We start from the raw sequence: 12877 nt of genomic DNA on the forward strand, positions 1-12877 counted from the left end.
ATTATCCTGCCCGCCGGAACAACGACGGCGGATATTTTTGTTGGAGTGAGGGTGCGGCCCCACCGCACCCTCTCTCCGCGCCCGATATTACGCCTTGATTTCAGCTGCCTCCGGTTTGTCCTCCTCACGCGGAATGCGGAACCACGCGACATAGAGCGCCGGCAGGAAAAGCAGGGTAAGCGCCGTACCCACCACAATGCCGCCCATCATCGCATAGGCCATCGGCCCCCAGAAGATTTCCCGCGATATGGGGATGAGGGCAAGCGTGGCCGCCGCCGCCGTCAGCATGATCGGCCGCATGCGGTGCTCGGTCGCCTCGATGACGGCGCGCCATGCCGAGACCCCTTCGCTTCTCAGATGCTCGATCTGCACGACGAGGATGACCGAGTTGCGGATCAGGATGCCGATCAGCGCCAGCACGCCGAGAATGGCGACGAAACCCATCGGTGCATTGGAGAAGAGCAGCGCCACCACGACGCCGATCAGGGCAGTCGGCGCCACGGCAAAGACCAGGAACAGCCGGCTGAAGCTCTGCAACTGGATCATCAGGATGGTCGCCATTGCAAACAGCATCATGGGCACGACAGCGACGATCGGCGCTTGCGAATCCGCACTGGATTCCACCGAACCGCCCGTCTCCAGCGTGTAGCCGACGGGAAGCGTTTTCTGGAACGCCTCGATCTTCGGTTTCAGCTGCTCCACGATCGTCGCCGGCTGCGTTGGACCGATAATGGCAGCCTTGACGGTGACCGTCGGGATCCGGTCGCGACGCCAGATGGTCGGCTGCTCCAGCTCATAACGGAAATTGGCGATTGCCGAGAGCGGCACGGCCTTGCCGTTGGTTGCCGGCAATTGCAGGTTTTGCAAGGTCTCGATAGAGCCGCGCTCCGAAAGCTGCGCCCGCGCCACCACGTTGACGAGGTAGATATCGTCCCTCACCTGCGTGACGGTGGAGCCTTCGACAATGCTGTTCATGGCATTGGCGATGTCTTCCGACGAGACGCCGAGCTGGCGGGCCTTGTCCTGCAGAACATCCACTTTCACCACGCGCGTCGGCTCGTTCCAGTCCATCACCATGTTGGACAGCAGCCGGTGTTCGCCGACGATGCCCGACAATTGCTGCCCAAGCTCACGGACCTTCTGGATATCAGGACCGCTCAGGCGATATTGCACCGGCTTTCCGACCGGCGGACCGATATCGAGCAGTTTCACGAAGGCGTCGGTGCCGATAAAAGTCTTGTTCAGATAGTCCTGCAGCTCGGCGCGCACCTTGTCACGCACATCCAGCCCCTTGGTGACGATGACCGTCTGGCCGAAGGTGACATCAGGCGTCTGCACGTCGAAGGACAGGATGAAACGCGGCGCGCCTTCGCCGACATAGGTTGTCCAATGGTCGATATCCGGATTCTTGGCCAGCATGTCCTGCTCAAACTGCGCCATCTGCCGGTTGGTTTCGGCAATCGAACTGTTCTGCGGCAGATTCCAGTCAACGATTAGCTCCACGCGGTCGGATGACGGGAAGAACTGCTGCTGCACAAGGCCCATGCCGCCGACGGAAAGGCCGAACAGCGCGATGGTGAGGATAATCGTCACCCAGCGCCAGCGCAGCGCCCGGCCGAGAAGCCAGGAAAAGGCAGAGGCAAAGCGGCCCTTTTTCTCATGGTGCGATTTCATCGTCTTCGGCAGGATCGTCACGCCGAGCAGCGGCGTAAACAGAACCGCGACGATCCATGACACGATCAGCGAAACGGCGATCACCACAAAAAGCGTGAAGGTGAATTCACCCGCCGCACTGTTGTTGAGGCCGACCGGAATGAAGCCGGCAACGGTGACCAGCGTACCGGTCAACATCGGGAAAGCGGTGGAGGTGTAAACATAGGTCGCCGCTTTCCTGAGATCGTCACCAACCTCAAGCCGCGCGACCATCATCTCGACGGCGATCATCGCATCGTCGACGAGAAGCCCGAGCGCGATGATGAGGGCGCCCAGAGAGATGCGTTGCAGCGAGATGCCGGTATATTCCATGTAGACGAAGGTGATCGCCAGCACGAGCGGAATGGAAACGGCAACCACCATGCCGGCCCTGAGACCAAGGCTGATGAAGCTGATGACGAGAACGATGGCGATGGCCTCGAACAGCGCCGAGGTGAAGCCCGAGACCGCCTCATCGACCACGGCCGGCTGATCGGACACACGATGCACATCGACACCAACAGGCAGATCCGCCACCACCCGCTTCATCTGCGCATCCAGCGCCTCGCCGAAATGCAGCAGGTTCGCGCCAGTTTTCATGCCGATAGCAAGGCCGATGGCCGGCTGACCGTTAAAGCGGAACAGCGAGGACGGCGGATCAACATAACCGCGCCGGATCGTCGCCACTTCCGTCAGCGGGAAGAACCGGTTGTTGACCCGCAGATTGATGGACCGCAGGCTGTCTTCCGAGGTGAACTGGCCGCTGACGCGCAGCGCCACGCGTTCAGGTCCGGCATTCACGAAGCCGGATTGCGTGACGGCGTTTTGCGATTGCAGGGTCTTGATGATCGACTGCTGGTCGATGCCGAGCGCCGCGATCTGCCGTGTGGAGAACTCCAGATAGATCGTCTCGTCCTGCGCGCCGATGACATCGACCTTGCCGATATTGTCGACGGTCAGCACCTTCGCACGCGCATCTTCCACCAGATCGCGCAATTGCCGCTGGCTGAGACCGTCGCTGGTGAAGGCGTAGATATTGCCATAGACATCGCCAAAGCGGTCGTTGAAGAAGGGACCGACGACGCCCGAGGGGAAATCGCCCTTGATGTCGCCGATCATGTTGCGCACCCGCACCCAGGTCGGCTCGACGTTGCGCGCCTTGGTTTCCGGCACCAGTTCCACAAAGATCGTCGTGCGACCGGCCACCGTCTGGCTGCGCAGATGATCGAGATTGTCGAGTTCCTCGAGCTTCTTCTCGATCCTGTCGGTCACCTGCCGGGCCACTTCTTCTGCGGAAGCGCCGGGCCATTGCGCACTGATCACCATGGTCTTGATGGTGAAGTTCGGATCTTCCTCGCGACCGAGGTTGAGATAGGAGAAAACGCCGGCAAGAACGAAAACCAGCATGAAGTACCAGACGAGCGAACGGTGTTCGAGCGCCCAGTCGGAGAGATTGAATTTCTTCACTGACGGACCTCCTGATCGATCCTGATGGCCTGTCCATCCCTAAGCTTGTGAACGCCGGCGCTGGCAACACGCTCGCCGGGCTTGACGCCGCCGGTGATGCGCACGATGCCGCCTTCGACAGGCTCGCCCTCAATCGTGACCGGGCGGAGTGTTACCGTTGCCGTATCGGCATTGACGATCCAGACACCCCATCCATTGTCGGTCTTCAGCAGAGCCGATGATGGAAGCATGATCTGCGGTTCGGAGGCGGCAAGCACCGAGGCAGTAACGACGGAACCGAGCCGGAATGCCGGCGGTGCATCCTGAAGGCTGATTTTCGTGCGGCGCGTGCGCGTCGCCGTTTCGGCTTCCGGAGCAATCTCGCGCACCACGCCGGTGGTGCGGATTTTCGGGTCGAGCTGCAGGGCGATCTCGAAGGTCGAGCCGATTTCCAGCCGCTGAGCCGCAAATTGCGGAACGTCGACCACCACATCACGCACTTCCGGGCGGGCGATGGTTACAACCGTCTGGCCGGCAGAAACGACCTGACCGATTTCGCCTGAGGTTGCTGTCACCACACCGTCAAATTCCGCATGCAGCTGCGCATAACCCAGCTGCTCCTCGGCCTTGTCCAGATTTGCACGGGCCTTGGCAACAGAGGCATTGGCGGTGCGCGTGGCCTGCTCGGCCTCCTCAAGCGCCGCTTCCGTGCCGCTTCGAGCCTCGGCCAGTACACGCTGGCGCTGTTCGGTCGTCACTGCGTTGGCGAGTTGCGCTTCGGCATTGGAAAGATCGGACTGTGCACTTTTCACCGAAAGTTCGAGCGCCAGCGGATCGATCGACGCCACCACATCGCCTTTCTTGACCAGGTCGGCCACATCGACATTGCGGGCTATGATCCGACCAAGAACGCGAAAACCGAGATCGGTCTGAATCCGCGATTCCACCGTACCGGTCAGCCGCAGTGCATCCGCCGCCTTCTCCTCCACAACAACGGACAGAACAGGGCGCGGCGCCTCGGCGGCTGCTTCCTGCTTCTCCTCACAGGAGGAAACCGCAATCGCGACAGCCACCAACAACAAGCTTCTGTATATACTGGACATTATTGTGCCTGCCCCTTTTCATAGGCGACCTTTTCGCCGGCGCGGAGAAATTTGGTCCCGACGGTCACGACGAGATCGCCGGGGTTAAGCCCCTGCGCAATGACGAATTGACCGGTCTCGTAATCGGCGACCTCTACGCGCCGCATGGCGATTTCCGAGGATTGCGGATCGACCACCCAGACGGCGGGGAAGCCGTCCTGCGACGTCATCGCCGACCACGGAAGCTCAATCGCATCGACCTGTTTGAAGCGGAAATGGCCGGATACCGGCGCGCCGAGCGGCATGGTCATATCGCCGTTCAGGCCGACCTTGACCCTGATCGTTCCATTATCGGGGTCTATCGTCGGAGAAATCTCCCGCACCGGCGCCGCAACGCTGCGGGTGGGGTCCGACAGGAGGCTGACATTGACGAGATTGTCGATATCGCGCTCAAGGAAGAGAGATTCATAAACATCAAAAACCGCGTCACGCGGGCCGTCATGCGCCAGCGTGAAGACGAGCTGGGCGGCCTGGGCCACCTGGCCGACCTCCACGTTGCGGGCCGTGATCACCCCGTCTGCATCGGCCCTGAGCTCGGTATAGGAGAGCGCATCGCGCGCCGTGTCGAGCTGCGCCTGCGCCGATCTCACTGCCCCTTGCGTGGTCAGCAGGGTTTCCTGCGCCTTATCGACGGCCGAACGTGAGGTCACCTGCGTCTTGAAGAGGCTTTGCTGACGGTCGAATGTCAATTGCGCCTGCGTCTGCTGCGCTTCGGCAGATTGCAGGTTCGCCAGAGCGACATCGATATCGGCCTTTTGCTCTTCGGGGTCGATGCGGGCGAGCAATTGCCCGGTCGTTACCCGCGCACCCACATCCACCAGCCGCTCGGTAATCTTGCCGCTGACCCGGAAGGACAGGTCCGTCTGGACACGAGCCCTCACTTCACCGGTGATGACGCTGCCGCGATCGACCGGCTTTTTTGTCGCTGTAACCACATCGACGGTGCGCAGCGGCTTTTCCGTGGGAGGCTCTTCATTGCTGCAGGACGACAGGGCGAAAACTCCGCCAACCATCGCCGCTATAAGAATGGTTTTCATGGTGACCTCTTGATCTTCGCCCCATCCTATAATATTTGACTGACTGAATAGTCAATGAAATTCTTGCATCGCCGATCGAAGAACCTTTTGGACACCGGATCGAGCGTCCCGAATGATCATTGCAAGAGTTTTCCCGCCACGCGCTTTCACGCGCATGCGGGATGCTTTGGCATATTGAACCACGCACCACCTCTTGCAAAAATCGATTCCGGTTTTTGCGCCGGTGCTATAGCAAGCGACCTGTCATTCCGCCGATCACGACGGACAAAATGGCACGCGCCCAAATACGTAGGGATCCGGGGTATGGCAAAAGCAAAGCTGACACGTGCTGAACAGAAGATACAACGTCCGCTGCAAATTCTCGACGCCGCATTTGAGGAATTTACCAAAAGGGGATTTACGGCGACGCGGGTTGAAGACATTGCCGAGCGGGTGGGAGTGACGAAAGGCACGGTCTACGTCTATTTCGAAACCAAGGAAGCGCTGTTCGAGGCAATGATCAGACATGCCTCTGCCCCTTTTCAGGAGACCTTCAAGGCCTATGCGCGCACGTCCGAAGACCCCGTCGAAGAGCTTCGCCTGTTGCTCGAGTTCCTGTTCGACGCGCTTGTCGACAACAGGATGATGCGGGAGCTGTTCCGCCTCATAGTCGCGGAAGGCGCAAAATTCCCCGATCTCATAGACCAGCACCATGATGTGTTGATGGCACCGGTATTCGCGCGCATCGATGCAATTCTCGAAGAGGGCGTGGCGAAAAAGAGGTTCAGGGCCAACCCGCCGGAACTCGCCAAGGTCGTGATGTCACCAATGGTCGGAACATTGGTGTTCAGGCTGATTTTTGACGACCGGCGTAGTCTGGACAGGAAGGCGGTTCTCAAGATTCATCTGGAATTGATTATGCGCGGGTTGCTGGCTTAACTGCCTTCAGCCGACGCGGCCAATGCCCCGCCGGCTCGCTTGGTCTGACGACGAGCACCTAAGCCGTACGTGCGCCGGTGAAATTGTCCGAGGCTGCAAATTCGGGTAGCTGGAGGTTGCCGCGGAAGTCGTCGCTTATATAATCAGTGTCGATGATTGCACGGCGGCGCAGTTCCGGCAGAAGTCCGTTGACCAGAAGGTCCTCCTGCTCGGGATTGCCAAACCCGTGAAGAGAAAGAACGTCGAGAATTCCCGCGCGATATCGCTCCTCGATGGCATCCACAAGTTTCTCGGGCGTACCCGCCACGGACCAATGCCCCGTTTCCTGGGCCTGGATAATCAATTCGCGCAATGACAGCCCCTGCTTGACGTAGCGGCGGAAAACTTCCACCCGACCGCGTCTGCGGTTGATGCTTGTCACGTCCGGCAGCAAGGTATCGGGTAGGGACTGGTCAAGCGGCAAGCCGGAAAGGTCGAGATCGCCGCCCAGCATATCCGCCAGTTTCAGTCGCCCCTGCTCGTAGTCGATGCGCTCATGCTTTTCCTTCAATCGACGTGCGACATCCGCATCGGACTCGCCAATGACCGCGTGGAAGGAATTCATGATCAGGGGCAGGCCGCCGGCACGGCCGAAAGCTATTGCCCGCCGCCGCAATTCGGTCGCGAATGCGACGGCATCTTCGAAACGAGGCTGCGATGTGTAGACAACCTCGGCATAACGTGCGCCAACGGTAACACCCGCTTCCGACTGGCCGGCCTGGAACAGCACGGCCCTGCCCTGCGGCAGCGGCGGCACATTGAGCGGTCCCTGCACGCTGAAATACCGACCCTTATAGGCGATGGGGTGAAATTTGGCGGGATCCACTGCGATTGCGCCCGAGGATTTGCGCTGGGCCGCGTCCCGCTCGTTGGCATCATAAAGGGCGTTGACGACTTCGATGAACTCCGCTGCGCGCTCGTAACGCTCCTCCGGGCTTGGCAAGGCTTCGCCGAAATTTTCCTCGCCGACGGAAGATGTCACTGCATTCCAGCCCGCGCGGCCGCCGCTGAGGTGATCCAGCGTGCCGATCTGGCGCGCAAGATTGTAAGGGTGATGGAAGGTGGTGGAAATCGTCGCGATCAAACCGATCCGCGATGTCGCCTGGCTGAGCGCCGCCAGCGTCACGATCGGCTCCTGAATGCCTGCCGTACCAGCAAGACCGGCGGGATCGATATGAAGAAGATCGGCTGTAAACAGGCCGGTGATCTTTTCAGCTTCGGCCTTTTTCGCCAGTTCCACCGCGCGTTTGATGCCGGTTGTCGCAATGGGGTCGTTCGATGCGGCAACCACGCTGCTTGCACCGGTGAGTGTTTTCAGACGTCGGGGGCGAGTGAGCGCCATGATCGGTTCCTTTTCAATGCTGGTTCGTGTTTCTTGCCGGATGGCAGGCAAATGGCGGGCTCACGCAAGCACGGGAACCGCATCGATCAGTTTTCGCGTGTAGCCATGCCGGGGAGCGGAGAATACCTCTGCGACATCGCCGCTTTCGACGATGCGACCGTCTTTCATCACTAGCACCCGGTCGGTCAGGTGGCGCACGACACCGAGATCATGAGAGATGAACAGCAGCGAGGTGCCGGATGCCGCCTGGAGTTCCGCGAGAAGATCGAGAACCTGCGCCTGAACCGAAACATCCAATGCGCTCACCGGCTCGTCGGCGACCAGGAGGCGCGGGCGCGGGGCAAATGCTCTGGCGATGGCCACGCGCTGGCGCTGCCCGCCTGAAAGCTCGCGGGGATAACGGCTGAGGAAATCGCCGCCCAGCCGAACGGCTTCGAGGACTTCCAGCACGCGGTCACGACGCTCAGCACCGCGAAGCCCAGTGACATCGAGGCTTTCGCCAACAATCTTCTCAACCGTATAACGCGGATCGAAGGAGCTGAAGGCATCCTGGGCGATCAGCTGCATGGTGCCGCGGCGCGATCTGCGCAGGCTTTCCGCAACATTGTTCCATGGCTGGCCCTCGATCAAAACCGTGCCTTCCTCGGGTTCGACAAGCCCCAGAACCATTTTTGCGACGGTCGTCTTTCCGGAACCGGACTCGCCCACGATGCCAAGCGCCTCACCGGCGGAAAGCTCGAAGGAGACATCGTTGACGACAGGCGCGTTTTCCGGACCGCCGTAATGTTTGACGAGATTGTGGACTGAAAGAACATGCTTGCCCGGATGGACGGTCCTCAGCGGCAGCGGCTCGCGTTGCGAAACTGGTGCTCCCCCGCCGTCAACCGGCAGCGGCACCGCTGACGAAAGCCGATAACCCTTCGATCCGGCCGATGGCACGGCGTCGAGCAATTGGCGCGTATAGGCGCGTTTCGGCCGACGCAACAGCTCTTGCGTTGGCCCTTCCTCGACGATTCTGCCTTCGTTCATGACAAGAACGCGGTCGGCAAGACGCGAGACCACCGCCAGATCATGGCTGATCAACAGCAGCGTATGTCCAGCTTTTCGACGTTCGGCCAGCAGATCGAGAATCTGTTTCTGCACCGTCGCATCGAGTGCCGTGGTCGGTTCATCTGCGATCAACAGCGAGGGGTTGCGGGCGATTGCCGTCGCGATTAGGGCGCGCTGCCGCAGCCCACCGGAAAGCTGGTGCGGATATTGGCGCAGCCGGCGAACGGGATCGGGAATGCCGACAGACTTCAACAGCACATGGCTGTCGAAACCTTCCGGCGCACGGGCAAAGAGTTTCCGACGGCCGGCGGCATCGGAAAGCTGCTGCGAAATCCGGCGCAGCGGATCGAGCGAGACCAGCGCATCCTGCAGGACAAAGCCAATCTTCTCCCCGCGAAGACGTCGCCAGTCTGCTTCGCGCAGGCCCAGCACATTTTCTCCCGCTACCTCGAACCTGTCCGCTGTCACCCTGGCGGCATGACCGGCAAGCCCGATCAACGAACGGGCAGTGACCGATTTTCCTGACCCGGATTCCCCGACAAGCGCGACGGTTTCGCCGCGATAGATGGTCAGATCGATGCCGTGTACGACGGTGTTGTCACCGTTGCCGCGCGGAAAACCGATCTTCAGATTGCGCACATCGATAAGCGGCGTCATGCCCGTCTCCTGCCTTCGAATGCGAGCTGCCAGCGTTTTCCCAGAATGCTGATGGCAATGACGGTGAGGGTGATGGCGAGGCCCGGCCAGATGCCGATCCACCACGCCACCCGCAGATAATTGCGCGCTTCCGCCAGCATGGCACCCCATTCGGGGATTGGCGGTTGCGGCCCCATGCCGAGAAAGCTGAGGCCCGCTGCCTGAATGATGGTGGAGCCGAGGCCGATCGTCGCCAGAATGGGAACCTGTGCTATCGCATGCGGCAGCACATGCCGGGTGACCAGCGTAAAGCGGCCGAGACCGAAGGTTTTCGCCTGTTCCACATAACCGCTTCTGGCGATGACGAAGGTCTGGGCGCGCACCACGCGGGCAAAACGCGGCACGGAAGCGACACCGAGCGCGAAAATGAGATTGACCGTTCCCGGCCCGGTAAACGAGATCAGCACCAGCGCCAGAAGCAGATCCGGGAACGACGATACGACATCTAGAAACCGCGATATCAGTTCATCCACCGCGCCGCGTGCAAGACCGGCGACAAGGCCGAGAAGGGAACCGACCAGCGCGGCAATGACGATGGCGCTGACACCGATCAGGATCGAATAACGCGCGCCATAGACCACCCGCGAAAAGACATCACGGCCCAGATGGTCGGTTCCGAACCAATGTTCGGCAGATGGCGGCATCTGCGCTTGCAGGGGATCAGCCAGCAGGGGATTGGCGGCGGTGACAAATTGCGGCCAGATGGTCGCCGTTGCCACAAAAAGCAGAAACAGTGATGAGAGTGTCAGCCCCGGTCTGGCAAACAGCACCGATAAAACCTGTCGCAGACGCCCGGTGGCGGATAGGGGCGTGTCGAAGGAAATGCTCATGGCTTTTTCCTCCCACCCTCACTGCGCAGTCTGGGATCAAGCAGCAGGTACAGGACATCCACGAGCGTGCTCATCACCACATAGATGAGTGCGGACAGGATGGCGACCGCCAGGACCACCGGCATGTCATGTGCAAGAACGGCGTCGACTGTTATCCGCCCGAGGCCCGGACGTCCGAACACCGCTTCGGTGATGACGGCGCCGGACAAAAGATTGCCGACCAGCCAGCCGGCAAGGGTTACGGTCGGGAGCGCGGCATGGCGAAGGCCGTGGCGCAGCCTGAGGACAAGATCGCTTGCGCCCCAGCTACGAACCGTCAGCGCAAAAGGCTCCTCAAGCGCCCGTTCCAGCCCTTCACGCAGGACCTGTCCAAGAACGGCGCCGAGCGACAGGCCAAGCGACAGGGCCGGCAGCACCAGCGCCGACAGGTTCCGGTCGCCGGAAACGGGGAAAATCTTGAAGGTGAATGAAAAGACGTAAAGCAGCAGAATGCCCAGCCAGAATGTCGGCGTGGAGATCAGCGTCAGTTCCAGACCGCCGGCAATGCTGCGCGATATGGGTTTGCCGGCGGTGAGGATGGCGCTTGTGACCGCGAAGACGATGGCAACCGCAAGTGCGGCGGCAGTCAGCTTCAGCGTCGGCAGCATCTGCGTTGCCACAAGGCTCGATATATCGGTCTGCAGAATATAAGAGCGGCCGAAATCGCCGTGCAGCAGTCGTGTCAGATAAGCGAGATACTGGTCGAGAATGGACTGATCCAGCCCCCACTCGGCACGGATGGCCGCCTCAACCTCGGGCGTGCGGATCTGTTCACCGATCAGCAGGCTGACAATGTCTCCGGGGGCAAGCTGGATGCTGATAAAGCTCAGCGTCACCGCCGCCCACAGGACCAGTATGCCCGAGCCGATGCGGCCGAGAACCTGAAGCGGCAGGCCGCCCCGCCGCCGGAAACGCCCGCGGCGGAAAAAGGACGTCGGTGCCTGGCCCAGGGATGTCACATTGTCAGCGCTCATGCCGTCCAATCTCACTTTGTTTCAGTTGTCAGCCGGTCCTGAAGGACTATTCGCTCCGCCACACGTCGTAGGCGTTTTCAGGCAATTGCTTGAACGGCCGGAAGCTGATGCCTTTCACATGTTTTGCGGCGGCAACCTGATCTTCGGGCTCATAAAGCGGGATGGCGTAAGCCTGATCGACAATCGCGAAACGCTGCAGCTTGGCATAAACCTCGAAACGCTTTTTCTGATCGAGGGTCGATGCCGCCGCGTTCAGCCATTGCGCCAGTTCCGGCGCTTCGGCGCGGCTGTAGTTGATGGTGCCACCCTTCTGAAGCGGCAGGTAATGATATTCAATGTCGATCGCATCCGTCGGCGTGTTGGAATTGGCGATGGAGCCGAACTGGCCGGTCTTGCGGCGATCCGTATAGGTGCCCGCATCGACATAATTGATGGCTAGATCGATGCCCGCCACTTGCCGGGCCTGCGCCTGCAGCGCCTGCAAAAGGACATCGCGCTGATCGCGCACCGTGGCCTGCGCCTGCACGACATCAATGGTCAGACGCTTGCCGTCCTTGGTGCGGAAACCGTCCGCATCCTTCTCGCGCCAGCCCGCTTCGTCCAGCAACCTGTTGGCCAGTTCAGCATCTGCCCCGTAAGCGTTCTCGATGCTCTTGTCATAAAACTGCGGATCGATCGGCGAGGTGATGCCCCAGGCACGGGTGCGTTCACCGCGATAAACCGCCTTCAGGACCTTGTCGATATCAAGCGAAGCGAGGAGCGCCTTGCGTACTTTGACATCCTGCGTCGGACCCCAGGTGACATTGAGGAAGAGCGAGTAAGGCGTGCCCGTATTGAGCGCCGTCTGATAGGTAAAGTCGGGATTATCCTTGAAGAGAGCCGCGTCGTTGCCCGAAATCCCTTCGATCACATCGAGCTGCCCGGAGGTCAGTGCGCCGGTCCTTACCGAGGATTCCGGCAGGAAACGATAGGTCACCTGATCGAGATAGGCCGCTCCCTGGTGTCTGGCGGTCTTCGGCGCCCAATTATAATCGGGGTTCTTTTCGAACTGGATTTCCTGACCCTTGACGTAGCGCTTGAGAATGAAAGGACCGGTTCCGGCGACTTCCGGTCCGCCAGCCTTGATCTGCGGCGATGCAAAAGCCGCCGGCGACAGGATTTCGAGGCCCGCGACATAATCGAGGAAGGGTGCGTAAATGTCTTTCAGGGTGAAAGATACCGTATGGGAATCGACAGCCTTCAGCTCGGCGATGCGCGAAACAGGACCGGCGCTGACGCTGGTGGAATAGGCAGGATCTTTAAGCTTTTCGAAATTGGCGATCACCGCCTGCGCATCGAATTTCTGGCCGTCGGTGAAGGTGACGTCGTCACGCAGCTTGAACGTATAGGTCTTGCCATCCTCGGAAATGCTGTGGCCGGTCGCGAGCCACGGCACATATCCGCCATCGGCAGTCCGCGCCAGAAGCGATTCATAGGCGTTTCGCAGCAAAAGCTTGGTCTTGTCCTGGCCGTTCAGTTGCGGATTGAGCGTCGCCGGTTCCGTCTCGACACCCCAGGTCAATGTACCGCCACTGACGGGCTTGGCGTCCTGCGCAGAAGACAGCACCGGGAAGGCCGAAATTGCCAGCAGCGCGGTGCCTGCGACGACGAACTGTCTGCGATTGAGCATACT

General features: G+C 60.4%; 9 protein-coding genes. 1 reads left to right on the top strand and 8 read right to left on the bottom strand.

Annotation, left to right across the window (positions count from 1 at the left end; genetic code table 11):
• Nucleotides 1-87: 87 nt before the first annotated feature.
• The 3 genes from FY152_18435 to FY152_18445 are packed head-to-tail and all read right to left on the bottom strand — an operon-like array spanning nucleotide 88 to nucleotide 5317.
• On the bottom strand, nucleotides 88-3159 hold the full coding sequence (locus FY152_18435) for an efflux RND transporter permease subunit (GenBank protein UXS34129.1): 3072 nt from the start codon (nucleotides 3157-3159) through the stop codon (nucleotides 88-90).
• A complete protein-coding gene (locus FY152_18440) occupies nucleotides 3156-4241 on the bottom strand; it encodes an efflux RND transporter periplasmic adaptor subunit (GenBank protein UXS34130.1) in 1086 nt (361 codons plus the stop codon). The genes FY152_18435 and FY152_18440 overlap by 4 nt, the downstream gene beginning before the upstream one ends.
• The gene (locus FY152_18445) at nucleotides 4241-5317 is read right to left on the bottom strand and encodes an efflux RND transporter periplasmic adaptor subunit (GenBank protein UXS34131.1); all 1077 of its coding nucleotides are present in this window, start codon (nucleotides 5315-5317) and stop codon (nucleotides 4241-4243) included. Before FY152_18445 ends, FY152_18440 begins: the two co-directional genes overlap by 1 nt.
• A gap of 303 nt (nucleotides 5318-5620) precedes the next feature.
• Here FY152_18445 and FY152_18450 point away from each other — a divergent pair, with 303 nt between their 5' ends.
• Nucleotides 5621-6235 carry a TetR/AcrR family transcriptional regulator gene (locus FY152_18450; GenBank protein UXS35107.1) on the top strand — a complete coding sequence of 205 codons (615 nt, stop codon included), beginning with the start codon at nucleotides 5621-5623 and terminating at the stop codon, nucleotides 6233-6235.
• 58 nt (nucleotides 6236-6293) lie between these two features.
• Here FY152_18450 and FY152_18455 read toward each other — a convergent pair whose 3' ends face one another.
• The 5 genes from FY152_18455 to FY152_18475 are packed head-to-tail and all read right to left on the bottom strand — an operon-like array spanning nucleotide 6294 to nucleotide 12874.
• The gene (locus tag FY152_18455; GenBank protein ID UXS34132.1) at nucleotides 6294-7616 is read right to left on the bottom strand and encodes an NtaA/DmoA family FMN-dependent monooxygenase; all 1323 of its coding nucleotides are present in this window, start codon (nucleotides 7614-7616) and stop codon (nucleotides 6294-6296) included.
• Between the two features lie 60 nt (nucleotides 7617-7676).
• Nucleotides 7677-9323: an ABC transporter ATP-binding protein gene (locus FY152_18460; protein ID UXS34133.1), complete on the bottom strand. Its 1647-nt coding sequence runs from the start codon at nucleotides 9321-9323 to the stop codon at nucleotides 7677-7679.
• Complete coding sequence (locus FY152_18465; protein UXS34134.1) at nucleotides 9320-10192, bottom strand: ABC transporter permease; 873 nt, start codon at nucleotides 10190-10192, stop codon at nucleotides 9320-9322. Before FY152_18465 ends, FY152_18460 begins: the two co-directional genes overlap by 4 nt.
• Complete coding sequence (locus FY152_18470) at nucleotides 10189-11205, bottom strand: ABC transporter permease (protein ID UXS34135.1); 1017 nt, start codon at nucleotides 11203-11205, stop codon at nucleotides 10189-10191. The genes FY152_18465 and FY152_18470 overlap by 4 nt, the downstream gene beginning before the upstream one ends.
• A 46-nt stretch (nucleotides 11206-11251) precedes the next feature.
• On the bottom strand, nucleotides 11252-12874 hold the full coding sequence (locus FY152_18475) for an ABC transporter substrate-binding protein (GenBank protein UXS34136.1): 1623 nt from the start codon (nucleotides 12872-12874) through the stop codon (nucleotides 11252-11254).
• Nucleotides 12875-12877 lie beyond the last annotated feature (3 nt).

Source organism: Agrobacterium tumefaciens (assembly GCA_025560025.1).
Lineage (GTDB): Bacteria > Pseudomonadota > Alphaproteobacteria > Rhizobiales > Rhizobiaceae > Agrobacterium.